Source organism: Streptomyces sp. NPDC026522, from assembly GCF_055567555.1.
The window spans coordinates 66931-93780 of sequence record NZ_JBVHQF010000010.1 but is presented as its reverse complement, the minus strand read 5'-3'; the positions used below and the strand labels follow the sequence as shown (position 1 = coordinate 93780).

Genomic DNA, 26850 nt, shown 5'->3' with positions numbered 1-26850 from the left:
CCGCGGGATCACGCCGCCGGGTCGTTCCGCGGCGGCTGGTTGACGGTGATGGCGCCGAAGTCCCGGCCCTGGAAGACCTGTCCGTGGAAAGTGCCGCCGCTGACCGTGTTGTGCGTGGCGGCCGGCGACGCCCCCTCGCGCCAGCCCGGGTTCACCTCGTCCAGCAGCTCGGCCAGTTCCCGCGCCGCCACCTCGTCCCGCTGGAGCACCTCCCGCAGCCGCTCCCGCCAGCCGTCCTCCACCCGGGCGGCGGCCGCTTCGTCGGCGTCGGCCCGAGCCATCAGCAACTCGGCGCGGGAGGAGCGTAGTTCGCGCGCCGCCTCCGCCTCGTCCGGGGCCCCGTCGGCGCCCTCCCCACGGCCGAGCAGCCGCGCGAAACGGCCGCTCGCGTAGGCCCACGCGTCGGAAGCCATCAGTCCGACCACCGTCGTCGCGCCCGCCGTCACCAGTGCCCCCACGTCCATGCGGCCACGCTAGCCGTAGGCTGACGGCGGCGCGGGCGGTTCGGGAAAGCGGGTGGTGGCGGTGCGGACGCGACGCGGGCTGCCGGCCCGCCGGTGGCTCACGGTTTCCGGCCAGCGCACGGTCCTCGGCGTCATCCACAACGTCACCGCGGGGACCCGGCTGCTCGACCTGCTCGGCGTCTTCGAGGGGGACCCGCGGATCCGCACCGTGTTCACCTGCCCCGGATCCTCCGCGTTCGAGGACGGGATGGCCGAATTCATCAGCGACCGGGGGCTTTTCTTCATTCCCTGGGAGCAGGCCCTGGCCGAGCGCTTCGACCTCGCCGTGAGCGCGAGCAGAGGGGGAAATCTGGCGGATATTTCCGCTCCGCTCATTGGCGCACCGCACGGAGCTGGCTACAATAAAAAGCTCAGCAAGAATCCGGAATCCGGGGACGGGGTGCGGGGCGCGGCGGCGGCTTTCGGCCTGTCTCCCGAGTGGCTGCTCCAAGACGGCTCGGTGGTCCCCTCCGCCGTCGCCCTCTCGCACGAGGAACAGCTGATCCGGCTGCGCCGGGACTGCCCCGAGGCCGTTCCGTACGCCCACGTGCTCGGCGACCCGTGCGCGGACCAGCTGGAGGCGTCCGCGCCTTTCCGTACGGAATACCGCACCGCCCTCGGAATGCGGCCGGAACAGAAACTGCTGCTGATCACCTCCACCTGGGGTGACCGTTCCCTCCTCGGCGCCGCTTTCGACACGGTGCGCCGGGCGCTCGCGGAATTGCCGTGTGACGAATTCCGGGTACTGGCCGCGGTCCATCCCAATGCCTGGTACGGACACGGCGGCTGGCAGGTCCGGAACTGGCTGGAGCCCTGCCTGCGTTCCGGACTGCTGTTGCCGCCGCCCGCCGGGGACACCTGGAAGGCCGCGATCTGCGCCGCCGACGCCTTCATCGGCGACCACGGCTCGCTCTCGCTCTACGCCGCCGCGCGCGGTCTGCCCGGCCTGCTCGCCGCCTTCGACGAAGCCGCCGTCGCGCCCGGCTCCCCCATGTCCTGGCTGGGCGGCCGGCTGCCCCGGCTGACGCCCGGCACCCCGTTGCGGGCCCAGTTGGCGGCCGCCGTCGTGCTCCCCTCGGCCGCGGCCCGGATCACCTCCCGGCCCGGCCGTTCGCAGGCCCTGCTGCGGGCCCTGTGCTACCGCCACCTCGGGCTGTCCGAGCCGCCTTCGGCGTGCGTCCCGCGCCCCGTCGCGGTGCCGGAGCCGGTGGCCCCGGGCGGCCGGGCCCCCTTCGCCCCGGCGCTGTACGTGGACGCCTCCGTCGCCGGCCGGGAGGTGACCGTACGCCGCTACCCGGCCGAGCCGCAGGGCCCGGCCACCGGGCACCTCGGCGCCGACCCGCACGTGGTGGCCGACGCCGCCGAGCCGGACCACCTGCGGCGCGGGCTCGCGGACGTACTGGTCGCGCGGGCCGGGGCGGATCCGGCGGGGCTGTTCGCCCGCTACCCCGGGTGCGTACTGGTGGCCGGGCCGCAGCGGCTGCGGCTGCGCGACGGGCGGGAGTTCGCGGTGCCGCCCGGGGCGGATCCGGCGCTGGCCGCCTCCGTGCTGCTGGCCCTGCTCGCGGCGGACGCGGACCCGCGGGGCGAGGTCACCGTGCGGGTCGGGGGCGCCGCCTCAGCCCTGCGGTTCACCCTGCTCGGGGACGTCGGCGCCGCGGGCTAGCCGGATCCGGGGCTCCTCCGCGCGGACGCTGCCGAGTGCCCCGTACAGGGCGAGGGCGGCGCGCCAGTCGGCCCGGGCCGCCTCGGGGTCGCCGAGCGCCGCGTACAGGTCGCCCCGTACCAGAACGGCGTCCGCCCGGTTGACCGTCGGCTCCGTGAACACCTCCAGCGCCTGGCGCAGCGGCTCGGCGGCCTCCCCCGGCCGGTCCGCGGCGAGCAGGGCCATCGCCAGGCGCAGCCGGGCCTTGGCGGCGTTGGCGTGGTCCGGCGCCACCAGCCCCAGGAACTGCCGCAGCGCCTCGCGCAGCAGGGCGTCGGCCGCTGCCGGGCGCCCGGCGAGCAGGGCCGCGGTGCCCCGGTGGAGCTCCAGCAGGGCGCGGCCGCGCGGGTGTTCCAGATCGCCCAGGGCCGCGAGGGCCTGGCCGTAGTACTCGAGGGCGGTGTCCGGGTCGCCGTTGCGGGCGGCGATCAAGCCGAGCCCTTCCAGGGCCGAGGACTCGGTCCGGGGATGCCCGCCGGGCCGGGCCCGCCGGGCGCTCTCGCGGGCCTTGCCGTACTGCTCGCGGGCCTCCGCCAGGTCTTCGGCGGAGCCGCGGGCGGCGAGCGCGAAGCCCAGTTCGAAGTGCATGCGGGCGAGGAGCACGCCGTCGCCGAGCTGCCCGGCCGCCTCGACCGCCGCGCGGACGATGTCGATCCACAGGCTGTGGTGGCCCCGTTCGAAGAACAGGGCGTGTACGGATTCGGCGAGTTGGCACAGGCCGGCCGGGTCGGCGGTCCGGCAGAGCCGGGCGATCGCCACGAGGTTGTTGCGCTCGGGCTCCAGCGCCTCGACGGCCTGCGCCCCGCCACCCGGGAACTCCCGTTTCAGCTCGTCGGCCCGCTCGAACACGGCCGCGTGGCGCCAGCGGCCGGACAGGACGCACTCGGCGGCGGCCGCGCGCCGCAGGTACCAGCCGATGACCCCGGCCCGTTCGTCCGGTCCGGCGCCGTCAGTTCCCGCGTTCCGTGCCGCCCACCCGTGCAGGGCCGCGTTCATCCGCGACCGGTGCGGCGCGGCCCGCTCCAGCAGCCCGGCGGCGTACAGACCGGCCCGGGCGCCGGGCGCGAGGTCGTCGAGCAGCGCGTCGGCGAACTCCGGGCCGGGATGCGCTCCTACGATGCGCAGACCGCGCCGGGCCACGGGGTCGAGCGCGTCGTACGTCTGGCCGAGGGACACTCCGATCACCTCCAGCACCGACTCCTGCCCGGCGAGGCGGGCCGCCAGTCCCTCGACCCCGTCGAGCAGCGGGTCGGCCGCCTGCGCGGCGGCGATCCGCACCACGAGCGGCAGCCCGGCCGCGGCCCGGATCACCGCGTCGAACGCCTCCCCGCTCGCCGGTACGTCCTCCCCCGCGACCCGCCGGAACAGCTCGGCGCACGCCGCCTCGCCCAGCTCCCCGACCCCGAGCCGGACCGGCAGCCGGGACCGGTCGATGGTCCCGAGGCGGAACCGGCTGGTCAGCACCACCATGCTCGCGGGATGGCCGGGCAGCAGCTGCGCCACCTGGGCCGCGCGGACCACCCCGTCGAGCACGACGAGGGAGGGCTCGGCGGCGGTCAGCCCCCGGAACCGGGCGCCCAACGCCGCTTCGGTGCCGGGCAGTTCCGCCCTGGGCGCGCCGGTCATCCCGATGAAGGACTCCAGTACGGCGGCCGGTGCGGCGACCTCGCCGGCGCCGTGGGGGCTCAGGTCGGCGTAGAACGTCCCGCCGGGGAACTCTCCTTGGCGCTGCCGGGCCCAGTGCAGCACCAGCCCGCTCTTGCCCACCCAGGGGGTCCCGTGCAGCAGCACGAGCAGCGGCGTCCCGCGCCCGTCCCGCCCGGCGAGCAGCTCGTCCAGCCGTTCGCGCAGCGGCTCCCGGTCGACGAACCCGTCGGGCCCGTACGGCAGCATCCGCGGTACGAGCGGCGCCCGCGGCACGGTCCCCCCGAAGTCGGCCACCCCCACGTCGCGCCCCATGATGACCGGCCCGTAGAAGTTCCCGCCGTAGATCCTGTTCCCCGCCTCCACGCCCCCACCTTCCCACCCCACCCGTCCCCCCGCCCGGCATTCCCCGACATCGCCCCACCCCGACCCAGGTGCGACGGCCGGAAGAACACGCAGATGCGGATCAAGCGCCCTCGCCAGTCACCAAGGCGTGGGATGTGGACGGCGATGCCGCCACCAGCCGACCGAGGTCTGTTCGGCCCCGCCCTTCAGCTCGTGTCGAAGGCTTCCCGAGGGGTCTTCTTCTGTTGCCGCGGCGAACCGGCCGTCCAATTCCCCCAATGCCTTCTCGAGCTGCACAGTGACGTCTCGAGGCAGTCGACCGGTGATACCGGCGGGCTCGTCGCGGGCTTCCAGCCGCTCTCGATAGAGGTCGGCCGGATACCACCCCGACGGTGCCCATCCGGACTCCAGTTGCCGAACGAGTCGCTCCCACACGACCAGGTTGTCCTTCGCGGACCAGATGCTGCGGGTGTCGTCGTCGAGGGAAAGCCGTGCCAGTCCCGAGGCGGCTTGCCGCACCTGCTCCACCGATGCCGCAAAAGCCTCCGCCACGGGGGTGTCCGGCCTCTGCTCCCGCACGATCTCGGCAAATCTCGTCACGACCGCCCGGGGCAGCTGCGGTACCGCCACCTCGATGGCGGTGACCTCGTACAGAGGGGGTTCGTCGTCGGAGAGTTCGAGCCGGGCGCGTGTAAGGAGACCATCCGGCGTCACTGCCCAATAGGCACTCGGGAGCGCTTCGGCTGCGGGGAACAGGACCGTCGTCATGGCCGCCCTCGCGAACATCGCGGCGAGCTCGGACTCACGCGGCTGACCAGCCACCTCGTCCTGGACGTAGATGTCCAGCGACCAGGCGATGTCACCGTGGACTGCCCTGTGTTCGGGCCGACCTACGGCTCGCACCCGCGGCTGGCAGCAACGAATCCAGCACCGACCACTGCTCACCACCACGCCCCACAACGTGATCATCACGGTACGAGGCGTGGACCGGAACCCTGATCTAGAACACGACCTACCCGCCATTCATCCCTGCGTCTGGTGGAGAACGATCTCCCGCACATCCGCCAGCCATTGACGCAGCCGCACGCCCTTGGGCGGGAGGATACTGAGCCCCAGTGTCGCCGCTGACTTCTTGAGCAGTTGATCTGATTCGTTGAAGTCTTGGTGGAAGTACGCTCCCAGCAGGTGTGAGAGTTCAGGAAAACGCTCTTTCCATTCCCATGCGGTCTGCGGAGGCGTCTGGGAGGGAGCCGCCGGCTCCGCGAGGAACTGCCGGAGGTGGCCGCCGATCACGGCGAGGCAGTCCTCCACCGTCTTCCCGTGGGGAGGGTGGATGTGGGGCAGGAGGTCGACGTCATCCGCGATCTCTTCGTTGAAGAGACCGGTCTCGAGGAGGTCGTCGATTTCGGCTGCCGCCTCGGCTGCGCGCGCGGGGTCGATCGCTGCTTGCCTGAGGTAGGCGCTGAGCGCAGCTCCGCTGCGGTCGTCCGTGTCATCGAAGACGTAGCCGGTCACTTCATAGGAGCGCAGCAGCTGGCGCAGCTCACGGAAACGATCGTTCGACGGTGTCACCTGTTCATGCCTTACTCTCGCGCTACGGAATGGGATATGAAGTGAGGACTCGGTAACCGCTCGGAGCGGATGGATCGCGCTTCAGGACCACTTGCACTCCGTTCACCCATTGTGCGGCGGTTCCGCGTTTGAAGTTTTCCCGGGTCAGGCTCATCCCGGTTGCCTCGTCGAAGTGCGCGGAGAAATCCATCTACTTCCTCTTGGGGTTAAGGCTTGTCCCGTAACCGGAGTTGAAGTGCGTGGATATCGCTTCGGGTGGGGCTTGGATCAGTATCGGCGCGACTCTGCCCCGACAGCTGTGACAGCCTGCGGTCGTGCCTGAGCTGCGAGAACACGCCGGACGTCATTACGCCGTCCAGCACCACTACGCCTTGCCCGACGACGCATGGTGCCTGGAGCTGAGCGAGGCCGTCCCCATGCAAGGCGGCCCTCTGGGTCCCGTCGCCTACCGGGCCGGCAGGGCCTTCCTCGCGGCATACATCCCCGATGAGGATCCGGACCTGGAACCGACTGTCCACATCCACAGCCGTGCCGAGCACGTCATCCCCTACGAGATCACGCGCTGGTTCACGGAGCAGGTGGCCGAACAGGCGGAACGCTGCCGCACCGCGTTCGCGCAGGGAGATCCCGAAGCAGTGGAATGATCTCCATATGGCTGGTGTGATCACGGCGTCGGAGTCGTCCTGGATAGGCCCCTTCACCGGGCTGAGCCCGCGGTACTTCGCGAAGCTGGTGACGGCGCTGCGGCGCGAAGGCGCCGATGGTGTCCGGCGTGGTCGGCTCTGGGGCCTGCCCTTGGAAGACCGGGTGCTGCTGGTCGCGGCCCACTGGCGGACGAACCTGACGCTGCGACAGCTGTCGCCCCTGTTCGGGGTGTCGAAGTCCGCCGCAGACCGCGTCACCAACCACCTCGGTCCTCTGCTCGCGCTCCAGCCCCGCAAGCGGTTCCGCAGGGACACCGTCCTCATCGTGGACGGCACCTTAGTGCCCACCCGCGACCACACGGTGGCCGAGCAGTCCAAGAACTATCGGTACTCCACCAACCACCAGGTCGTCATCGACGCCGACACCCGCCTGGTCGTCGTGGTCGGACGCCCCCTGCCTGGCAACCGCAACGGCTGCAAGGCACGGGAAGGGTGGTCGGCGACGGGTCACCGCGCGGGTGGCGTAGCTCCGGTGCGGGCGTGGCGCCTAGGCCGACTCACGTGATGTCCAGTGCCCAGAGACACCATCCCGATGGCTGATCCTGAAGTCGCCGCTCGGCATCACCACCTGGAGCCAATCCAGGCCTTCCGCCCGGAGGGCGGCTGCTGAGGCTGATCCCCCGTACTCAGTTTCCACGACCCAGACCCCGAGCAGGCCCGGTACGCGACTCCCATCGCGCACCAGGCCTGTAGTGTCGCCATCGAGACGCAGTCAGGCCTGTTCCCAAGGTGCGGGATTCGGGCGGCGGTGCCACCACCAGCCGACCGGCGTCTGCTCTGCGGAGCCGCCGGTCAGTTCTCTGCGGAGACTCCCTGACGGGTCATCCTCTGTCGCAGCGGCAAACCGCCTGTCCAGCTGCGCCAAGGCCTCGTCGAGTAGCTCAGTGACATCACGCGGCAGGTGGGCACCAATTCCGGCCAGCTTGTCACGCGATTCCAGCCGCTCCCGGTAGAGGTCGGCCGGATACCACCCCGACGGCGCCCACCCGGATTCCATTTGCGTGATGACCCTCTCCCAAACCACCAGGTTGCCCTTCGCGGTCCAGACGGGGCTGCCGGTGCCGTCGTCGAGGGAAAGCCTCGCGAGGCCCGAGGCGGCCTGCCGCACCTTCTCCACCGATGCCGCGAAGGCCCAGGCCACCGGCGTGTCCGGCCGCTGTTCCCGTACGATCTCGGCGAATCTCGTCACGGTCGCCCCGGGCAGTTGCGGCACTGGCGCCTCGACGGCGGTGATCGTGTAAAGGGGAGGCTCGTCGTCGGAGAGTTCGAGCCGGGCTCGGGTGAGAACGCCTTCCGGCGTCACCGCCCAGTAGGCACTGGGTGGTGCTTCCTCAGCGGGAAACAGGACGGTCGTCAGGGCGGCCTTCGCGAACCCTGTGGCGAGGTCGGACTCGGGTGGCTGATCAGCGACGTGCTCCTGGGCGTAGACGTCTAGCGACCAGGCCACATCACCTTGAACTGCGCGGTATTCGCACGAGACGGGCGCATCCCAGTTGCGGAGGTCGGGGTCGCCGTCAGAATCCGCCACGTCCACGTCACCTACCGCGATACCGAGGCATCCGGCAAGTGCTAGGGCCATGGTCTCGGGGCTGACGGGGTCGACGGTAAGGAGGTTGTATGTCACGGATACGTCCCGTTGTAGATGGCCAGCGCTTTCTCGACGATGCCTGGATTGTTCGTGAATCGCGGATTCTTAGTCAATTGCGGCGCGGCACTGAGGTCTCCTTTCGCTTTGGCTATCTGCTGCAAGGCGGCGTACTCGTTCCTGTCGAGCTTCACAATGCCTGGGCCGGAGTCCGGATAGACCCTTCCCGAACCTTCTACGCCATAGGTGCGCCCGTTCACCTCATAGCGGTCAGTCTCCGGGACATATTTCGCCTTACCGCTGGCTATGTCGGCTATGTCCTTGGAAACAGACTCCTGTTGGCCCCGCAGGATGACGCTGTTGTCCTTTTTCACCTCGCCGCTGGCCGACCCCGAGACAGTGTGCCGCGCGTTGGGTGGTTTGAGCTCCTTCCCTGCGGCAGGTCCTGTGAGGTCGCTCGATGCCGGCCAGGGACCGCGGCCAGGGCCCGACCCGCTGGCAGCCCCGGAAGACGTCCCCGTTCGGAAGGCGTAGGGGTCACCAGCAGGGAGCCCATCGGGAAGACCGGCGAAGGCGGTCCGAGGCCCACCAAAACCGTTCGCCAGCCCAGGAAACAGCCCGGCGAGTCCGCCTCCTTCCTGGGCGAGCTGGAACGCCTTTCCGACGCCGCCGAAGGCTCCACCAGTCAAGGTTCCGTAGAATGCTGCGTCCTTCGCCTCATCCAGATTGATGCCGGTCTGGATGCCGGCCGCTATCTTGAGCGGTTGGGCGACGGCGAGGTCGACGGTGACGGATTCGATGCCCGCGATGGCAGCGGTCGCGAAGACGGTGCCGGCGATGGTGGCGACCTCGGTGGTGAGGGCCACGCCCACAGTCGCGGCGAGCTCGACGATGGTGGCGGTGGCCGCAGCCGCGGCGACTTCGGTAGCACCCAGGGTGAAGAACGCCAGGCCTGTGCCGGCGACGATGACGGCGCCGGCGATCTCCAGTTCGCGGTCGAGCTTCTTCTTCGCGTCGGCCACGGCATCGGCGTACTTGTCGATCCCGTCCGCAAGCGAGCGGGGACCGTCGACGAGGTCCTGGAGCCACCCCTTCTTGTCGTGGTAGTAGCGGGCCCAGAAGGGGTCGGCGAACGCGGAGATCGCCTCTCCGCTGTTGTTGTGAATCAGCGTCTGAGCCGCCTTGTTGGCGGCCGCCGCGACGTCTTCCATGTCGTCGGCGAACGTTCGCCACGCCTTGGCGATGTCACGCAGTTTGCCTACGTTGCCGGCAGGCCACTCGATTCCGGTGACGTCGGTGACGATCTCCCGGACCTTGTCACCGGTGCTCACTGCTGGCGCCCTGGGGCATCGGGCTCGTCGTGGGGCTGGGGTGTGATCTTGCGGAACATGGCCCTGACCAGAGCGTCGTTCTCTATGTGCCCGTCGGCCATGTCGGTCATTGCCGTGTGGATGCTCGCCAGGCCGTCCTTGATGATGCCGGCAGACTCCTCGATCCGGGCCACGATCGGCCCGTACTTGTCGTGGAACTGCTTCCCCGGGTCGTCATCTCCCCAGGCCGCCCCCGCTTTCGCCAGCGACGTGCGAAGCGTACCCAGAGCCTTGCCAAGCGCCTCGCTCTGATCGTGGAACGTCGGTGCTGTGGCCTTAAGATCCGCCATCTTGATGTCAAGGATCTTTCCATCGTCGCCCACTTGTGTCCCCTCCCGTTGCACTCGCGGCCAATTGACCCTAACCGCGCCTGATCGTTTGCAACTGTGGAGAGCTCAAAGAACGAGCAAAGATCAACTACGCGGACGCCGATGACCGCCGTGACGGCCCGGCGGGATGGAACGGACACCGAGGTCGGGCGAGTGGTCGCCTAGTTGTATTGCCGGTCGGAGGTGTGGGGATCCATTTCCCAGCGCGGGGCGGTCACCAGTTCCTCGGTCAGGGGGTGCAGGCTCCAGGAAGGTGCGCGTACTGCGTCGAGGAGATCAGAATCGTGTCCGTACATAAGCGTCGCCACTTTTGCTGAGGTGGGTCACAGGATGCACCTTTGGCACGGATCCGTCCGGCAAGCATGCACAGCCCCGCCCAATGACGAAATCACAGCGATCGCAATGCCCTTCCTTCACGGCCCCCGCCCACCCTCGCGTCGTACCGGTGTCCCACTTCGACTACCCCCTCCTGTACGAGATGGCCGAGCTCCTCCCCCCGCCCAACACCGTCGGATGCCCACGCGAGTACCCCGCCATCGTCTACCGGATCACGGCTGCACTCTCCCCCGTCGTGGGGTCCAAGCGCTCCACAGTGGGCCGGCTGGCTTCCCCCCAGGACTGGCGCAGCGTGCGTGCCAGCATCCGACGCCACCTCGGCCGCCGGGCCGCGGCGGCGCTGCCCCTCACCGCGCCGTCCCGAGGCCAGTACCAGGACGCGATGAACAGTCTGCTCGTGCCCTGCGTCGACCTGCTCGAGGAAGAATTCCGCCGCTACGCCACCCAGCAGGCTCTGCGGCAAGGGCTGTTCCCAGGTGACATCACCAAGGTCTGGAGCCGCCCCGAGCGCCGGCAGCTGATCGTCGGTGATGCCACCGTCCCCAAGGCCCCCTCCAAAGCTCGCAGGGAGATGACCGCTGATCCGATCACCGGGGAGATCCGCAACCACCGCGTAGACCCCGCTGCCCGCACCTACTACGAGAACGGTGAGAAGGCGAAGAAGAAGGTCCGCGGGACGAAGCGGTTCTTCGCCTCAGGCCGTGACGACGGGTACTGGAGCCGCGTGATCCTCTCCTTCTCGCATGTCGCCGGTGGTGAGTACGAGGACGAAGCAGCGGTAGCGGCACGGCAGTTCACCGCCCTCAAGAGCGCCCTTCCGCACTGCATGGGCATCGTCTACGACGGGGCATTCCGAGGCGTCCACCGCGACGCCCTCGCGCGGCTTGGCCTCCTCGCCGTCAACAAGCAGCACGGGTCGCTCACCCCGGTCTTCTACGAGAAGATCAAGACCTGCCGGAGCGGCCACGAGCTGTGGTGCAACGACGGCCGCATCGCTGAAAGCATCCGCCTCGACGACGGCACCCGCGTCTTCGAACCCGTGCCGATCATCAAACTCGAGCACCGGGCCGGCAGCACCAAGAGCCGCTGGTACCACCGCCTGAGGATCCCCTGCCGGCACGGGGCCCACGACTACCGCGTCCCCGTCGGCATCACCACCACCGCCGAGGACCGCACCCTGCGGTGCGTAGACAGCGGCCGGCCCCTGAAGAGCGACAGCGAGCGCGGCTTCCACCGCGCCGAGCACCTCCAGCAGATCCCGCAGGACACCCTGGCCACCAACTCGTCTACCCGTACCGCGCCGACTCCGAGTCGGTCCACAGCCAGTTCGACCTCAGCCTCTGGAACCGCCGCATGATCGCCTACGGCGTCGAGCGTCAGAAGATCTTCGTCCTGGGCTTCGCCCTCTCCCAGAACGCCACCAGCCACCAGCTCCACCTCAGCAAGGCCGCATAGACCGAGATCCACAGCCCCCGCAGACACCGCGACGGCCGTGCCCACAGAGGGCGCGACCGTCTTTCGTGCCCCGGGTCCACAGCCGACCAGAGCCACCCCGGACGCGAAACGGACATCCAGCAGCGCTTCGGCAACGCCGCCACCGTCCCGACAGAGGCCCCACGCACCCGACATCGCCGAAACACGCAGGTCACAGGGCCCGAGATGGACCTGGCCGAGGCGCACGCCAATCGAGGCGACCTCGGCCAACCTGATCCGCTAGGCTGTCAGCGGTCAGACGGCTACCAGGCGTGTGCCCGGGAAAGTGTCCGCCAGGACGCCGCCCCGCCCGCATACGCACGCAAGCTGACCAGGACGTTTGTCAGTCCGCGTCGACCTGCCCCACCGGGGTTTGCGACACGGTTCGCGACAAGCCCCCGCCTTCGTAGCTCAGGGGATAGAGCACGGCTCTCCTAAAGCCGGTGTCGCAGGTTCGAATCCTGCCGAGGGCACGTTCATGCAAAGGAGGCCCCCCGCCAGGTGATGGCGGGGGGCCTTCTCGGGTTCGTGGCCGCCGGGGGCCGGGGCAGCCGGTGGGGGTCAGCTCAGGCCTTTGGTGCGTTCGCCGATGCGGTCGCCCTGGGGGGCGCCGGAACGCTTGAGGGCCGCCTTCGTGTGCGCGCCGCCCTTGACCTTGCTGGGGACCGGACCTTCGAAGCCGTGACCCGGCGTGCGGGGCAGGTGGGTCTGGTCCGCGGCCTTCGTGAGCGCCGCCCGGACGTCCTGCTTGTGCTGTTTAGTCATCCCGTCGTCACTCCCTCGGGAGGCACCCGATCGGTCTGCCGATCGGTCTAACGGGATCGTATGCAGGTATGGGGGGCGGCGCACGCCGATCAAGGGCCCTGGAGGAGTTCCTGCGGGCACGGCGTGCCCCTGGGCAGCTGGTACTTGGCCGCCACCCGGTACTGCCCGGGCGCCGGGGCCAGCAGCTCCGTCCAGCTGTCCCCGTCGGCGTCCAGGGGGGCCTTGAACAGGCAGCCGGCCGTGTTCGCGTACTGCTTCGGCGCCGCGGCGGCCGCCTTCGACGCGAAGGTCTCCTGCGGCGGCGGCACCGCCTTGCCGGCCGCGTCGACCAGCCCCAGCCAGGGCGAATGCGGGATCCGCACCAGGACCCGCCCCGCCCGCCGCACCTCGATGACCAGCTGGTCGGCGCTCGCCCGCACCACCGTGGCGGGGCCCGCCACCAGGTCCGTCGGGGCGAGCACCCGGTACAGCTGCCAGTTCGCGTCGCCCCACACCTGCTGGAGGTACGGCAGCCCCTCCCGCACCAGCTTCGCCTCGTCCACGCCGCCCGAGTCGGGTTTGTCGGCGGGCAGCACCACGTAGTGCACGGCCCAGCGCTCCAGCCACGACCGGTAGCTGTCGGCGGTGAGGGTGTCGTCGTAGAAGAGCGGGTTGCGCTCCAGGTCGGCCTGCCGGTTCCAGCCGCGCGCGAGGTTCACGTACGACGGGAAGGCCGACGACTCCCGGTGGCTGCTGGCCGGGACCACCTCCACCCGTCCCCGGTCGGCGCCGGCCTTCTGGAGCTGGTCGACCAGCGGCGCCAGCTCCCGGTTCCAGGCGGCCAGCGGGGTCGTGCGGATGATGTCGGTGATGCTGTTGGCGGTGATCCAGGCCGTCAGCCCGGCGAAGGCGACGACCACCGCGTACCAGCGCCGCGAGCGCGGGACCGAGTGCGGGAGCGCCGCGAGCAGCACCGCCCCGCCGAACAGCATCACGAGACGGGTGACGTTCGACCCCACCTGGGAGTCGATCGCCCAGGTCAGGAACACGCCCACGGTGTACACGGCGGAGGCGATCCGGACCGTCTTCCACCGTTTGGGCACCAGGAACAGGATCGCCAGCCCGAACACGAACGGCAGCCAGGCCGAGCCCAGCTTCATCGGCTGCGTGCCCGAGAAGGGGAACAGCCACGCCGACAGCCCGACCACGGCCACCGGCGCCAGCCCCAGCGCGTACGCGCCCGGCCGCCGCCCGCTCAGGAACAGCGCGGCCGCGACCACCCCGAGGAAGAGGCCGGCCACCGGGCTGGAGGCGGTGGCCAGCCCCGCGAGCGGCGCGGCAACGGCGGCCTTGGCCCAGCGCCGCTCGGCCCACTTGCGCGGCCAGCAGAAGACGGCCGCGACGGCGGCCAGCGCGAACATCGCGCCGAGCCCGAAGGTGACGCGGCCGGACAGGGCGTTGCACAGCAGCCCGTACACCCCCGCCAGGGCCGGCCACAGCGGGCGCCGCACGGCGCCGCGGCACCGGGTCAGGATCAGCGCGAGCAGCCCGGCCGAGACGGTGCCGGCGACCATCATCGTGGTCCGGACGCCGAGCACGTGCATGAGGTACGGCGAGACCACGCTGTACGAGACCGGGTGCATGCCCCCGTACCAGGCGAGGTTGTACGCGGTGTCGGGGTGGCGGCCGACGAACTCCGCCCACGCGTCCTGCGCGGCCAGGTCGCCGCCGCTGTTGGCGAAGCTGAAGAACCAGACGACGTGCAGGACCGCGGCGAGGGCGGCGGCGACCAGCACCGGGTGCCGGTGCGCCCAGCTCCCGCCGGCGTCCGCGCGCGGTCCGGCGTCGTGGGCGGCCTCCGGTGGCCTGTACTGCTCAGCGGTGGTCACTGCCGACGCTCTCTTCCGTCGCGTTCGGGGATTCCGGCCCCGTGCGGGCTGCCCGGTTCACAGACGCGCTCAGGCGCCCCGGGGTTGTCCGGGGCGCCTGGGCGGGTCGTGGACCGTCGATCGTGGATCTCCCGGAGGGGATCAGCCGTAGGGATCAGCCGTAGGGATCAGCCGACGCGAGTCAGTTTGCTGCCGATGCCGGGCGCGACGAGGTCGCTCTGCAACGCCACCGGCACCTTCACCTGACTGGCGCCCTCACCCACGGTGAGCACCCCGACCTCGGTCCCCGCCTTCGCCGTCTCCGGCAGCTTGGCACCGCCGTCGCCCAGCTTCACGGTGACGGTGAGCGAGGGCCAGCCGACCGCCTGCACGTCGGCGGTGGCGACCACGGGGGTGTGCCCGCCGAGTCCGTCGTCCACGTACCCGACGACATCGCCCTTCTTCACCACGGTCGCGTTGGTCAGCGCCTTCTGCGTCGCGATCATGACGTCCTTGCTCGCCGCGATCGCGGTACCGAGGATGGGGACGCCGTACTGGCCGAGCACCGCGCCGACGATCAGCTGGTTGGTCTTGCCGACCTTCTTCTCGGCGGCGAAGAGCAGGTTGCCGCCGGCCTTGGTGGTGGAACCGGTCTTGATGCCGACGGCGCCGTTGAACGGGACGAGGTCGTTGTAGTTCCGCCAGGCCTTGCCGGAGGGATCGGTCCAGCTCGGGAGCTTGGTGATGGCGAGCAGCTCCGGCATCTCGACGACCTTGAGACCGAGCTTGACCTGGTCCTCGGCGGTGCTGACGGTCGTCGGGTCGAGGCCGGAGGGGTCGGTGTAGGTGGTGTTGGTCATGCCGAGTTCCCGGGCGGCGTCGTTCATCTTCTTGACGAACGCCTCCTGGTCACCGGCGGTGTCCCAGCGCGCGAGCAGCCGCGCGACGTTGTTGGCGGACGGGATCATGATCGCGGCGAGGGCGTCGTACTCGGAGATCTTGTCGCCCTCCTTCAGCGTGTTGACCGTGGACTCGCCCTCGGACTCCTTGCGACCGTCGTCGACCGCCGTCTTGTCGACGTCGATCATCGGGCCCTTTTCCTTGGGCTTCATGGGGTGGTTCTTGAGGATCACGTACGCCGTCATGGTCTTGGCGACGCTGCCGATCGCGATCGGCTTCTGCTCGCCGAAGGTGCCGACGGTGCCGAGGCCGGCCGCGGCCATGAAGCCCTGGCCCTCCTTCGGCCACGGGAGGGTGGGGGCGCCGCCGTCGAAGGTGTACGTGGACTTCGCGCTCAGGGCGAGGCGGGGCGCGGGGAGCGGGCGGACGAGCTGTACGACGGCCAGGACGACCGCGAGGAGCACGACGATCGGGGCGTAGATCTTGACGCGCCGGACCGCGGTGCGGAGGGGGGAGGGCGGCGGGGGCGGGTTGTTGGTGAGGTCCGCCAGCATGTCGAGCGGCGGCTTGGGGGGCAGCGGCTGCTGCGTGGTCCGCTCGGCGTCGGCGGCGGGCTGCGGGGCCGGCTGCCGGGCCGGCTGCGGCGCGGGGGGCCGGGGGCCGGCGCCGCCCAGCGGTACGAAGGTGCTGCCGCGGCCCTGCGGGGCGGCCGGCTTCTGCTCCGGCGCGGCGGCGCCCGGCTTCACCGCGCGGAAGACGGCGGTGCGCTCACTGTCGGCCGCGTCAGCCTTGCCGGGGGCCCCGGCGGGCTTCTCCCCCGCCGCGGCGGAACCCGGCTTGCCCGGGGCGGTGGGCGCGTTCGCGCCCGGCTTCACCGCGCGGAAGACGGCGGTGCGCTCGCTGTCCGGCGCCTCCGGCTTCGGGGCGGAACCGGAACCGGGCTTCACGACCCCGAACGCGGTCTTCTCCGGCTCACCGGCACCCGGGGCGGGCTTCGACTCGTCCCCCGCCGTACGGGGTGCCTCGGCCGGCTTCTCCGCCGGCGCGGCCGCATCCCGCTTCACGGCACGGAAGACGGCGGTGCGCTCACTGTCGGCCGCCTCCGCCCCGGTACGGGGGTCCCCGGACGGGGCCGAGGCCTTACCCGGGGCCTCGGCCGGCTTGCCCTCCGCCGCGGCGGAGCCCGGCTTCACGGCACGGAAGACTGCGGTGCGCTCGCTGTCCGCCGCCTCCGGCTTGCCCGGGACACCGGTACGGGGCTCCCCGGACGGCTTCGCGGCGGAACCGGAACCGGAGCCCGGCTTCACGACCCCGAAGGCGGTCTTCTCCGGCTCGCCAGACCCGGACGCCCCGGCCGCATCCCGACCACCGGCACCCGAAACGGGCTTCGCCTTGTCCCCCGCCGAAGCGGAACCCGGCTTGTCCGCCGTCGCCGCCCCGGTACGGGGGTCCCCGGAGGGCTTCTCCCCCGACGGGTCCGACGCCGTACGCGGTGCCTCGGCCGGCTCCTCCGCCGGCGCGGCCGCATCCGGCTTCACGGCACGGAAGACGGCGGTGCGCTCGCTGTCGGCCGCGGCCGGCTTCGCTGCGGAACCGGAACCGGAACCCGGCTTCACGACCCCGAAGGCGGTCTTCTCCGGCTCACCGGAACCGGACGCGCCAGCCGCATCCCGGCCACCGGCACCCGTAGCCGACTGCGCCCCGTCGCCCGCCGGAGCGGACCCCGACTTCTTCCGCTGGTCCGCAGGCGCCTCCGGCTCGGCGGCCGCATCCCGGCCATCGGCACCCGAAGCAGGCTTCGCCTCGTCCTCCGCCGAAGCGGAATCCGGCGTCACGGCCGACCGGCGGTCCGCGGAGTCCGCCGTACCGGCACCCGAAGCCGACTGCGCCCCGTCGGCCGCCGGAGCGGACCCCGACTTCTTCCGCTGGTCCGCAGGCGCCTCCGGCTCGGCGGCCGCATCCCGGCCACCGGCACCGGCACCGGCACCCGGCTCCGGCTCGTCCCCCGCCGAACCGCCGGGAGCGCCCTTCGAACCTCCGGAGGCGCCCGTCGCGACCCAGGCCGCCACCGCTTCCTTCAGCGCGTCCCGGTCCCCGGTTCCCGCCGTCTCGCGCGGGCGCAGGACCGACAGCCTCGGGTCCCGCTCCGCGGACGGCGCGGTGGACTCCGCCGTCCCCGACGCACCTTCATCTACCGACTTGTCGGGGGACTCGCCCGCCACCAGTTCCTCCTCGTTCGCCGTCCGGCCCCTGTCCGAACCGTCTAACAGTGTCCCGTCTAGGGGGCATCGCCCACCCGCTAGACGAGAACGACATAGCTGCCGGTTCCCCCACAAAGCGTCCAGGCGCTCTCGACAGATGAATGTGAGAGGCGTCACCCTGTCACTCATCCACGCGGGGAGGCATGGATGGGCAGGAGCCGCAGAACAATTCCGGAGGAGCTTCTGCTGCTCGCCTTGGACCCGACCACGGGAACCACGGCGCAGCCGCAGTCGCTCGACCTCGGCCTCGCCGGGGCACAGCTAGTAGAGCTGGCTCTGGCAGGACGGATAGCCCCTGACGGGGATCGTATCGCCGTGGTGATGCCACGGCCGACAGGAGATCCGACTCTGGACTCCGCACTGGAACTGCTGCGCAGGCGCGGCAGCCCGGTCCGGGCCGTTCATTGGATCGGCGGACCCCGGCTGGGGCTCCGTCAGATTTACCTCGCTCACCTGGAGCGCTGCGGCATGGTGCATGCCGTCGCGGGACAGATGTGCGGGGTGCTGCCGACGACTCGCTACCAGGCGACGGACACGGCGATCAGCCGGGAGATCCGTGCCCGGCTCGACAGTGCGATCCGCACCGGCGTACCGCCGGACCCGCGGACCGCGGCGCTCGCCGCACTGGCCCACGCGGTCGGTCTCGGCAAGCACCTGTACCCCGGCAACGAGGGGCGGTCGTCCAGGTCCCGGCTGCGGGACCTGATCCGGCACGACCCCATGGGCGGTCTCGTGGCGCACGCCGTCATGGACGTCCAGAACGGGGTGGCGGCACAGCCGAGGCGCGACCGCGCCCCGGTCACCGCCTCGGCCTCGGCCTCGGCAACGGCATCGGCGGCACCCCCCGCCCGGGCCACCGCCGTACCGATGCAGCCGCGCCGCACGGGCGCGATGGCCCGGGTGCCCGCGCACTGAGGAAGCTCCACCCGCAGCACACGCACCACCCGCACCGCGCCCCGCTACACCCCTTGACCCACCAACGGGCGCACCGCACGCACCACAGCGCCACCGCCAGAACCGGCCGTCCCCCAAAAGACCCGGTTCGGGAGCCGCCAGCGCGCGGGGCGGCGGGGCCGGTTCGCCGGTCCCGCCGCCCCGCGCGTCTGTCTTTCCGGTCCGTTCCCCAGCGCCGTCGCACCCTTCGGTGGCAGTCTGCTGAACATCAGACACGCAGAGAGACAGAACCAGAAGAAGGCGGAGGTGCCGTCCCCGTGGCGTCCAATGTCAATCCCACCGTCCGACGCCGCCGACTGGGCATGGAGTTGCGCAAGTTGCGCGAGGACAAGGGCATGACGGCCGAGCAGGTCGCCGAGCGACTGCTCGTCTCCCAGTCCAAGATCAGCCGGCTGGAGAACGGCCGTCGCTCCATCAGCCAGCGCGACGTCCGCGACCTGTGCGACGTGTACGAGGTCGAGGACCGCCGGCTCGTCGACTCCCTCATGCAGATGGCCAAGGACTCCCGCCAGCAGGGCTGGTGGCACGCCTTCGGCGACATCCCGTACAGCGTCTACATCGGTCTGGAGACGGACGCGGCCAGCCTGCGTACGTACGAGCCCCAGATGGTCCCGGGCCTGCTCCAGACACCGGAGTACGCCCACGCCCTGATCCGCGGCGCGCTGCCGGAGACCGCGCCGGCCGACGTGGACAAGCGCGTCCAGGTCCGGATGCACCGCCAGAAGCGGCTCTCCGAGACCGACAACAACAACCCGGACGTCGGGCCGCTGCGGCTGTGGGCGGTGATCGACGAGGCGGCGCTGCGCCGGCACGTGGGTGACGCGCAGTTGATGATCCGGCAGCTCGAATACTTGATAGAGCAGTCGGAACAGCCGTACATCACCGTGCAGGTGATGCCGTTCTCGATGGGCGCGCATCCGGGCGTCAACGGGCAGTACGCGATCCTGGAATTCCCCGACGCCTCCGACTCGACGGTGGTCTACATCGAGGGCGTGACGAGCGATTTGTACCTGGAGAAGGCCAACGACGTTCAGAAGTACAGCGTGATGTACGAGCACCTGCGCGCCCAGGCGCTCAATGTCGACCAGACCCGGCAGTTCATCGGCGAGATCATCGACCACTATTCGGGCAAGGGCAAGTAAAAGCGGAGGAAACCGTCCAGGTGGCGAGGGGGGGCCGGTACGGTACACCGTCACCTCCCGGCCACAGAAGGCCTGAATGGAATATGCCACTCGGTCGAGTGAATGCCCACTTCAGCCTTCGGGCGGTGCGGGTAGCGTCGATCACGTCAGCCGGAGTAATGGCTGGCGAGACCCGGAACTACTCGCTGAACCGGAGAGAAACATGGCTATTCGTCAGGGCGCTACGGAAAACTGGACCAAGTCCTCTTACTCCGGCGGAAACGGCGCCTGCGTCGAAGTCAAGTCGCCCGTCATGGACGCCATCGCGGTCCGCGACTCGAAGGTGCAGGACGGTCCGTCCCTCACCTTCGCGCCGGGCTCCTGGAACTCCTTCGTCACCGACGTCACCGAGGGCCGGCTGGGACGCCTCGTCTGAGCGTGACGACGCCCGCCCCGACCGTCCGCACCACGACGACGGCCGTTGAATGAAGCCCTCTCGACCGGTCGCCGTCCTGGCCGAGGGGGCTCGGCCGTGCCCACCGCACCGGCCGCCCCGCCCCGGCTCGGCCCGTCGCGCCCTCAGCGCAGCTGGTCGACGAAACGGTCCGTCCCCGGCACCGTCGGGATGAACGGCGCCACCAGTTCCACCCGCCCCAGACCCGCTTCCGTGACCTCCGTGTCCAGCCCCTCGAACCGGTGCCAGCAGGTTCGGGGATCGGCCTCCAGGAACCACAGCAGCGTCAACCGGGTGCCGACGCCCTCGACCTGCTTGACGTACGTCATCCGGTCACCCGGCAGCGGCGTGGGCCGGAAGACCGTCACGATCGCCGCGGGCCCGCCCGCCAGCCGCTTCGGGAGGGCCCGTGAGCGCAGCCACTCCAGCAGTCGCGCCCGCTGCTCGGGGCCGTCCGCGTCGATGACCTGGAGCACCAGCCCGGCGTACGGGTGGTCGAGGGCGTGGAAGTCCCGCGGTCCGGCGGCGCCGTCGCGGTAGACGGTGGCCTCGTGGTCCTGGAAGGCCGTGAAGACGTGCGTGCGGTCCTGGTAGACGCGGCCGTCGCGGTTCAGCCGCTTGTTGATGCCGACGGTCCACTTCATGTGCTCGTCGTAGCGGCCCTCGGTCACCCAGTACGTCGACAGGTAGCAGCCGGCGGTGACGGGCCGGGCGACGGCCGACTTCTCCGGGTAGCGCAGCTCCTGGAGGTCCCTGGTGGCCACCCAGCGGCGTCCGGCGTACATCCAGGGCATGGCCATGGCGCCGGCGTAGTAGTGGTCGTCCTCGTACCAGCGGTTGTACGCGAACTCGTGGCCCGGGTGCGGTTCGACCATGGTGATCAGCGCGTGGCCGGGGCGGACGCCGTACGGGCCCACGGCGGCGAGCGCCGCGTAGTCCTCGGCCCGGGTGTCGCCGCCGGCGGCGCCGGTGCCGCCGCGGCCCGGCGGGTGCGTCTCGTCAGTCGTCATGGCACCGGTCTATCTGATACGGCGTCAGTTCGGGAGGGGGCCGGCACCGGTTTCACCGGCCGCCCGTTCACCTGCCGGACAGGTAGGTGCCGTCTGCACCTTTCGTGGTTAGGCTGCGCGCACCCGCCACCCCGAAGGAGTGCCCGTGCCCGCCCCCGCCACCGCCGTGCCGCCACCCGCCTTCGCCGCCAGGACGGCCGCGGTGGCGGGTTCGCCCATCCGCGACATCCTCTCCCTCACCGACCGCCCCGAGGTGGTCTCCTTCGCGGGCGGCTACCCGGCGCCCGAGCTCTTCGACACCGCCGGCCTGCGCGCCGCCTACGACGCGGTCCTGTCCGCGCCCGGCTCCGCCGCCCGGGCCCTGCAGTACTCGACCACCGAGGGCGTGCCCGAGCTCCGCGCGACCATCGCGGCGCGCGCCACCGCCCGGGGCCTGCCGACCACCGCCGACCAGGTGGCCGTCACCACCGGCTCCCAGCAGGCCCTCTCGCTGCTCGCCGGCGCCCTGCTCGACCCGGGCGACGCCGTCCTGGTGGAGAACCCGACCTACCTGGCCGCGCTCCAGGGCTTCGGCCTGGCCGGGGCCCGGGTCATACCCGTCCCCTGCGACGAGGACGGCATCCTCCCGGACGCCCTGGAGGAGCTCGTCCGGCGCGAGCGGCCGAAGCTGCTGTACTCGGTTCCCACCTTCCAGAACCCGACGGGCCGTACCCTCCCCGGCGCCCGGCGCGCGGCGGTCGCGGAAGTCGCCGCGCGGCTCGGGCTGTGGCTGGTGGAGGACGACCCGTACGGGGACCTCCGCTACGAGGGGGCCCACGTCCCGTGGCTCGCCGCGCACCCCGGAGCGGAGGACCGTACCGCGCTGCTCGGCAGCTTCTCCAAGGTCATGGCGCCCGGGCTGCGGCTGGGCTGGCTGCGGGCCCCGGCGGCCCTGCTACGGGCCGCGGTGGTCGCCAAGCAGGCGGCCGACCTGCACACCTCGACGGTGAACCAGCTGGCGGCGGCCCACTACCTGGCCTCGGTGGACCTGGACGCCCACATCGCCGGGATCCGCTCGGCCTACCGCGTCCGCCGCGACGCGCTGCTGGCCGGGCTGCCCGGGGCGCTCCCGGCGGGCTCGGAGTGGAACCGGCCGGAGGGCGGCATGTTCGTCTGGGCCCGGCTGCCGGCCGGACACGACGCGACGGCCCTGCTCAAGTCAGCCGTCGCCCATGACGTGGCCTACGTCCCCGGGGCGCCCTTCTTCACCGGCGCCCCGGACCACCGGACGCTGCGGCTGTCCTTCGTCACCCACACCCCGGCCGAGATCGCCGAGGGCCTGCGCCGGCTGGGCCGCGCCCTGCGGTAGCCGGCAGTCCCCGAGGCGCCCTCGCCTGCTCCTCAGCCGTACAGCTTCTCGATCTCGGCGGCGTACCGCTCGGCCACCACCGCCCGCCGGAGTTTCAGGGTCGGCGTCAAGGTGCCCGCCTCGACCGAGAAGTCCTCGGCGAGCAGGTGGAAGGCGCGGACCCGGGCCGGGCGGGAGACCGTGGCGTTGGCCGCCTCGACGGCCCGCGCCACCAGGGCCCGCACCGCGGGGTGTGCCGCCGGCCGGGCCAGGGCGTCCGGGGCGATCCCCTCCCGGGCCGCCCAGGCCGTGATCTCGTCCGCGTCCAGGGTGATCAGCGCCACCGGATGCGGGCGCCGGTCGCCGATCAGCACAGCGCGCGAGACGTACCGGGAGGACTGGAGGGCGAACTCGACCTCGGTCGGGGTGATGTTCTTCCCCGCCGAGGTGATGACCAGCTCCTTCTTCCGGCCGGTGATCGTCAGGAAGCCGTCGGCGTCGAGCGAGCCGAGGTCGCCCGTGTGCAGCCAGCCCGCGGCGTCGACGGTCTCGGCCGTCGCGGCCCCGTTGCCGTGGTAGCCCGGGAAGACCATCGGCCCCCGGGCCAGCACCTCCCCGTCCGGCGCGATCCGCACCTCGCAGCCCGCGACCGGCCGGCCGACCGTGCCGGGGCGGACCGATCCGGGGTGGCTGAGGCTGATCACCCCGGCGGACTCCGTCATGCCGTAGCCCTCGTAGACCGGGATCCCGCAGGCGCGCAGGAAGTCCGAGGTGGCGGGGGCGATCGGGGCGCCGCCGGTCAGCGCCCAGGTGAGCCGCCCTCCGAAGGCGGCGCGGACGGGGGCGTACAGCGTTTCGCACGCCGCCTCGTACGCCTCCCGCGCCTCCTCGGGCAGCCGCCCCTCGGCGGCCAGCACGCCCAGCCGGACCGCCTCCTCGAACCGCTCCCGGCCGCCCTCCGCCGACTCCGCCAGCGACAGCACCACCGAGTGCAGCTTCTCGAACAGGCGCGGTACGGAGGGCAGGTGGGTCGGCGCCACTTCGGCGAGCTCCGCCAGGACGTTCTCGATCCGGCCGCCGAAGTAGCAGAGCTCACCGCCCTGGAGCAGCGTGGTGAACTGGATCAGCTGCGCCAGCAGGTGCGCGAGCGGCAGGTAGAGGTACGTCGTGTCCCCCGGGCCGCCCCGCACCAGCGGCAGGGTGGCGTCCTGGACGGCGCCGAGGTTGCCGTGGGTGAGCCGGCAGCCCTTCGGCGGCCCGGTCGTCCCGGAGGTGTACACGATGGCGGCGTCCGCCTGCGGGGTCACCGCCTCGGCGCGGGCGCGCAGCTCCGCTCCCGGGGCCGGGGGCAGCTCCGGGAGGGCGTCCAGCAGGACCACCGCCCGCAGCGCCGGGAGCCGCCCGCGCAGCGCCTCCACCCGGGCCGCCTGGGCCGCGTCGTCGCAGACCGCCACCACCGCCGCGGAGTCCGACAGCACCCAGGCCAGCTCCTCCTCCCCCGCCGTCGGGTACACCGGCACCAGGACCGCGCCCGCCGCCAGCGCCCCGAAGTGGGCGTACGTCCACTGCGGCCGGGTCTCAGCGAGGAGCGCCACCCGCTCGCCCGCCCCGACCCCCAGGCCCAGCAGGGCCTGCCCGGTGCGCCGGACGCGGGCGCGGAGGTCCGCGTAGGAGAGCGTGCGCCAGCCGTCCCGCGGGGCGGTGCCCGACCGGAAGCGGAGCGCGCTGTGAGGCCCGTACCGCTCCCCGGTCCACTCGGTGAAGAGGGCCAGCGTGCGCGGTCGGGCCGAGTCCTGTGCGGCGTCCATCGTGTTCGCCTCCTGGGGTGGGTACGTCGACGCTAGGCACCGGGGCGGCCCGGACGGCATGACCGGAAGCGTCAGCACCGCTGACCCCAGCGCTCATAGGGGTTACCGTCGGTCCCATGGGGAGGCGGACGATCACCGTGCACCACGTGCGTGCGCTGCTCGCGGGGGCGCGGCGGGCCGGCATCGACACCGTGCCGCTGCTGCAAGGGGCGCAGATCCCGCCGCTGTTGCTCGGGGACGACCGGGCACGGATCACGCCCGCGCAGTTCGCCCGGCTGTTCCGGGCGCTGTACCGCACGACGCAGGACGAGTTCCTCGGCCTGGGCGCGGTACCGAGCCGGCCCGGCACCTTCGCGATGATGTGCTACGCCTCGCTGGGCTGCCGGGACCTGGGGGCGGCCGTCGAACGGGCCGCCGCCTTCTACGGGCTGTTCCCGGGCGGCCCCGAACTGGCGCTGGAGGTCGCGGACGGCGAGGCCCGGTTCACCGTGCGCGGCCCCGTCGCCGGGGACCTGACCGGGGACGTCGCCGGGGACCGGGGAGGGGACCGGGACGGGGAGCGGGACGGGGAGCGGTTCCTCGCCGAATGCGTGCTGGCGATCTGGCACCGGCTGAGCAGCTGGCTGATCGGCCGCCGCATCCCGCTGCTGCACGCGGCCTTCGCGTACCCCGCGCCGTCGTACGCGGACGAGTACGAGGTGCTCTTCGACTGTCCCGTCCGCTTCGGCGCCGACCGGACGGCCGCCGCGTTCGCCGCGCACTGGCTGACCGCGCCGCTCGTCCGGGAGGAGCCCGCGCTCGACGCGATGCTCCGCCGGGCCCCCTTCGACCTGCTGTCCCGCCCGGAGTACGGGACCACGGTCGCGGAGCAGGTACGCCGGACCCTGACGCGGCGGCTGCGTACCTCGCCCCGGCTCCCGGAGCTCGGCGAGGTCGCGGCGCGGCTCGCGGTGTCCCCGGCGACGCTGCGCCGCCGGCTGCACCAGGAGGGCACGTCCTTCCAGCAGTTGAAGGACCACGTGCGGCGGGACGCGGCGATCGCGGGGCTGGCGGAGAGCGGCGAACCCATCGCGGAACTGGCCGCGCGGCTGGGCTTCTCCGAGGACACCGCCTTCCACCGCGCGTTCCGCCGCTGGACGGGCACCACCCCGGGCGCCTACCGGATCGCCTCGGGCGGCTGACGGGAGCCGAGCGGGCTGGCGGGGCCAGCCGGGTGAAGGGGCCAGCCGGGTGAAGGGGCCAGCCGGGTGAAGGGGCCTGCGGGGTTGGCGGCTGGGGCCAGCAAAGGTGAGCTGCGCAGTCAGCGACATGCCGACCGGTCGGTCACTACCTTCTCCTCACCTGCCCCCACACGGACCTCGGGAGAGCCGCCCATGCGTTTCCGCAGCACCGCCCTCGCCGCCGTGGCCGCCCTCGCACTCACGGCCTGGCTGCCCGCGACCGCCACCGCGAACGCCGATGCCGCCCGGCCCGGCGACCTCGTCAGCAGCGCGCCCTCCGCCTTCCACCCGCTGCCCGGCCAGCCCACCGACACCAAGGCCTGGAAGGTCACCTACCGCTCCACCACCGCCGACGGCGCGCCGAACGTCGTCTCCGGCACGGTCATCGTCCCGCAGGACGGCCGCACCGGCCCCCGCCCCCTCGTCACCTACGCCGTCGGCACCGTCGGCATGGGCGACTCCTGCGCGCCGAGCAACAACTTCCCCAACGGCACCGCCATGGAGGCCAACCTCATCCAGCAGCTCACCCTGCGCGGCTGGGCGGTGGTCGTCACCGACTACGAGGGCCTCGGCACACCCGGCGTGCACACCTACACCGTCGGCCCTTCCGCCGGCCACGCCATGCTCGACGCCGCCCGCGCCGCCCTGCGCCTGCCGGAAGCCGGGCTGGCGGCGAACACGCCGATCGGCATCATGGGCTACTCCCAGGGCGGCCAGGCCAGCAGCTGGGCGGCCGAACTGCAGGGCTCGTACGCCCCGGAGTTGCAGGTCAAGGGCACGGCGACCGGCGGTGTGCCGGCCGACCTGATGAAGGTAGCCGACTTCAACAACGGCTCCTACGGCTCCGGCCTGATCTTCATGGCGGCCGCCGGACAGGACGCCGCCTTCCCGGAGCTGAAGCTCGACTCCTACCTCAACCCGGCCGGCAAGGCCCTGGTCGGCGGCATGCGCGAGGGCTGCGTCGCCATCGACGCCATCGCCGGCTCCTTCAAGCGGATCTCCGACCTGACCACCCGCGACCCGCTCGCCCAGCCCGACTGGCGGGCCCGGCTCGCCCAGAGCAGGCTCGGCGGGACCGCGCCCGCCGCGCCCGTGTACCAGTACCACGCGCTCGGCGACGAGCTGATCCCGTACGCCGTCGGCCGCGAGCTGCGCTCCGAGTGGTGCGCGCGGGGCGCGGACGTCGAGTTCGACACCGTCTGGGTCGGCGAGCACGTCAGCGGCGTCATCACCCACTCCCCGGCAGCCGCCGACTGGCTGGCGTCCCGCTTCGCCGACCGCCCGACCCACCCCAACTGCTGACCCCGCCGCCCGGCGGCGGGGCAACTCCACCCCGCCGGGGCGCCTCTTCCGGCCCCGGCGGCCCAAATCCAGCCCCCGTGTGGGCACCTCCCGGCGGTAGCTGGGGGAGTTTGACGCGCGGGGCCCGGGGCGGAGCCCCACATCCAGCCCCCGTGTGGGCACCTCCCGGCGGTAGCTGGGGGAGTTTGACGCGCGGGGCCCGGGGCGGAGCGCCACACCCAGCCCCCGTGTGGGCACCTCCCGGCGGTAGCTGGGGGAGTTTGACGCGCGGGGCCCGGGGCGGAGCCCCACATCCAGCCCCCGTGTGGGCACCTC

The 26850-nt window shown here is 71.9% G+C and carries 22 protein-coding genes, 1 tRNA gene and 1 pseudogene; 11 read left to right on the top strand and 13 right to left on the bottom strand.

Going from position 1 to position 26850, the window contains the following annotated elements:
- Positions 1–8: 8 nt before the first annotated feature.
- Positions 9–464 (bottom strand): hypothetical protein, encoded by a 456-nt coding sequence (locus ACZ4M3_RS25160; RefSeq protein WP_467736212.1) that lies wholly within the window; start codon positions 462–464, stop codon positions 9–11.
- A gap of 61 nt (positions 465–525) precedes the next feature.
- Between ACZ4M3_RS25160 and ACZ4M3_RS25155 the strand changes: the two genes are divergently transcribed.
- Positions 526–2169: a hypothetical protein gene (locus ACZ4M3_RS25155; protein ID WP_467736210.1), complete on the top strand. Its 1644-nt coding sequence runs from the start codon at positions 526–528 to the stop codon at positions 2167–2169.
- Here ACZ4M3_RS25155 and ACZ4M3_RS25150 read toward each other — a convergent pair.
- The 4 genes from ACZ4M3_RS25150 to ACZ4M3_RS25135 all read right to left on the bottom strand — a co-directional run bounded on the left by ACZ4M3_RS25150 (position 2122) and on the right by ACZ4M3_RS25135 (position 5959).
- Positions 2122–4218 carry a tetratricopeptide repeat protein gene (locus ACZ4M3_RS25150; RefSeq protein ID WP_467736208.1) on the bottom strand — a complete coding sequence of 699 codons (2097 nt, stop codon included), beginning with the start codon at positions 4216–4218 and terminating at the stop codon, positions 2122–2124. The genes ACZ4M3_RS25155 and ACZ4M3_RS25150 overlap by 48 nt on opposite strands.
- Positions 4219–4335: 117 nt before the next feature.
- The gene (locus ACZ4M3_RS25145; RefSeq protein WP_467736538.1) at positions 4336–5166 is read right to left on the bottom strand and encodes a hypothetical protein; all 831 of its coding nucleotides are present in this window, start codon (positions 5164–5166) and stop codon (positions 4336–4338) included.
- A gap of 54 nt (positions 5167–5220) precedes the next feature.
- Positions 5221–5769, bottom strand: a complete 549-nt coding sequence (locus tag ACZ4M3_RS25140; RefSeq protein WP_467736206.1) for a contact-dependent growth inhibition system immunity protein — start codon at positions 5767–5769, stop codon at positions 5221–5223.
- Positions 5770–5791: 22 nt separating this feature from the next.
- Positions 5792–5959, bottom strand: a complete 168-nt coding sequence (locus ACZ4M3_RS25135; RefSeq protein ID WP_467736204.1) for an RNase A-like domain-containing protein — start codon at positions 5957–5959, stop codon at positions 5792–5794.
- A gap of 124 nt (positions 5960–6083) precedes the next feature.
- Here ACZ4M3_RS25135 and ACZ4M3_RS25130 point away from each other — a divergent pair, with 124 nt between their 5' ends.
- Positions 6084–6413 carry a hypothetical protein gene (locus ACZ4M3_RS25130; protein ID WP_467736202.1) on the top strand — a complete coding sequence of 110 codons (330 nt, stop codon included), beginning with the start codon at positions 6084–6086 and terminating at the stop codon, positions 6411–6413.
- A 7-nt stretch (positions 6414–6420) separates the two neighbouring features.
- A pseudogene (locus ACZ4M3_RS25125) lies at positions 6421–6930 on the top strand (transposase family protein); the annotation flags it as partial.
- Positions 6931–7185: 255 nt separating this feature from the next.
- Here ACZ4M3_RS25125 and ACZ4M3_RS25120 read toward each other — a convergent pair.
- Genes ACZ4M3_RS25120 through ACZ4M3_RS25110 form a run of 3 tightly spaced genes read right to left on the bottom strand, consistent with a single transcriptional unit; the run spans position 7186 to position 9751 of the window.
- Positions 7186–8097: a hypothetical protein gene (locus ACZ4M3_RS25120; RefSeq protein ID WP_467736200.1), complete on the bottom strand. Its 912-nt coding sequence runs from the start codon at positions 8095–8097 to the stop codon at positions 7186–7188.
- A complete protein-coding gene (locus ACZ4M3_RS25115; protein WP_467736198.1) occupies positions 8094–9389 on the bottom strand; it encodes a WXG100-like domain-containing protein in 1296 nt (431 codons plus the stop codon). Before ACZ4M3_RS25115 ends, ACZ4M3_RS25120 begins: the two co-directional genes overlap by 4 nt.
- Complete coding sequence (locus ACZ4M3_RS25110; protein WP_467736196.1) at positions 9386–9751, bottom strand: hypothetical protein; 366 nt, start codon at positions 9749–9751, stop codon at positions 9386–9388. The genes ACZ4M3_RS25115 and ACZ4M3_RS25110 overlap by 4 nt, the downstream gene beginning before the upstream one ends.
- A 451-nt stretch (positions 9752–10202) precedes the next feature.
- Here ACZ4M3_RS25110 and ACZ4M3_RS25105 point away from each other — a divergent pair, with 451 nt between their 5' ends.
- Together ACZ4M3_RS25105 and ACZ4M3_RS25100 are read left to right on the top strand one after the other, a co-directional pair.
- Complete coding sequence (locus tag ACZ4M3_RS25105) at positions 10203–11450, top strand: hypothetical protein (RefSeq protein WP_467736194.1); 1248 nt, start codon at positions 10203–10205, stop codon at positions 11448–11450.
- Between the two features lie 516 nt (positions 11451–11966).
- Positions 11967–12039 (top strand) — tRNA-Arg (locus ACZ4M3_RS25100).
- A gap of 88 nt (positions 12040–12127) precedes the next feature.
- Here the strand turns inward: ACZ4M3_RS25100 and ACZ4M3_RS25095 are convergent.
- The 3 genes from ACZ4M3_RS25095 to ACZ4M3_RS25085 form a co-directional block, all read right to left on the bottom strand.
- Positions 12128–12331 (bottom strand): hypothetical protein, encoded by a 204-nt coding sequence (locus ACZ4M3_RS25095; RefSeq protein ID WP_467736192.1) that lies wholly within the window; start codon positions 12329–12331, stop codon positions 12128–12130.
- Positions 12332–12420: 89 nt separating this feature from the next.
- Positions 12421–14199 (bottom strand): MFS transporter, encoded by a 1779-nt coding sequence (locus ACZ4M3_RS25090; RefSeq protein ID WP_467736190.1) that lies wholly within the window; start codon positions 14197–14199, stop codon positions 12421–12423.
- A gap of 167 nt (positions 14200–14366) precedes the next feature.
- Positions 14367–17300 (bottom strand): hypothetical protein, encoded by a 2934-nt coding sequence (locus ACZ4M3_RS25085; protein WP_467736188.1) that lies wholly within the window; start codon positions 17298–17300, stop codon positions 14367–14369.
- 186 nt (positions 17301–17486) lie between these two features.
- Here ACZ4M3_RS25085 and ACZ4M3_RS25080 point away from each other — a divergent pair, with 186 nt between their 5' ends.
- From ACZ4M3_RS25080 to ACZ4M3_RS25070, 3 genes are all read left to right on the top strand, one after another.
- Positions 17487–18254, top strand: coding sequence for a GOLPH3/VPS74 family protein (locus ACZ4M3_RS25080; protein WP_467736187.1), 768 nt, complete (start codon positions 17487–17489; stop codon positions 18252–18254).
- Positions 18255–18550: 296 nt separating this feature from the next.
- The gene (locus ACZ4M3_RS25075) at positions 18551–19435 is read left to right on the top strand and encodes a helix-turn-helix domain-containing protein (protein WP_467736185.1); all 885 of its coding nucleotides are present in this window, start codon (positions 18551–18553) and stop codon (positions 19433–19435) included.
- Between the two features lie 202 nt (positions 19436–19637).
- Positions 19638–19850, top strand: a complete 213-nt coding sequence (locus ACZ4M3_RS25070) for a DUF397 domain-containing protein (protein ID WP_136216547.1) — start codon at positions 19638–19640, stop codon at positions 19848–19850.
- Positions 19851–19993: 143 nt separating this feature from the next.
- Here ACZ4M3_RS25070 and ACZ4M3_RS25065 read toward each other — a convergent pair whose 3' ends face one another.
- Positions 19994–20878 (bottom strand): hypothetical protein, encoded by an 885-nt coding sequence (locus tag ACZ4M3_RS25065; protein WP_467736183.1) that lies wholly within the window; start codon positions 20876–20878, stop codon positions 19994–19996.
- A gap of 139 nt (positions 20879–21017) precedes the next feature.
- Between ACZ4M3_RS25065 and ACZ4M3_RS25060 the strand changes: the two genes are divergently transcribed.
- Positions 21018–22226, top strand: coding sequence for an aminotransferase-like domain-containing protein (locus ACZ4M3_RS25060; RefSeq protein ID WP_467736181.1), 1209 nt, complete (start codon positions 21018–21020; stop codon positions 22224–22226).
- A gap of 32 nt (positions 22227–22258) precedes the next feature.
- Here ACZ4M3_RS25060 and ACZ4M3_RS25055 read toward each other — a convergent pair whose 3' ends face one another.
- On the bottom strand, positions 22259–24013 hold the full coding sequence (locus tag ACZ4M3_RS25055; protein WP_467736179.1) for an AMP-dependent synthetase/ligase: 1755 nt from the start codon (positions 24011–24013) through the stop codon (positions 22259–22261).
- Between the two features lie 116 nt (positions 24014–24129).
- On the opposite strand from ACZ4M3_RS25055, the gene ACZ4M3_RS25050 reads away from it, so the two are divergent.
- Positions 24130–25194 (top strand): AraC family transcriptional regulator, encoded by a 1065-nt coding sequence (locus ACZ4M3_RS25050; protein WP_467736177.1) that lies wholly within the window; start codon positions 24130–24132, stop codon positions 25192–25194.
- 192 nt (positions 25195–25386) lie between these two features.
- Entirely contained in the window at positions 25387–26535 is a 1149-nt protein-coding gene (locus tag ACZ4M3_RS25045; RefSeq protein WP_467736175.1) for a lipase family protein, read from the top strand.
- Positions 26536–26850: the final 315 nt, after the last annotated feature.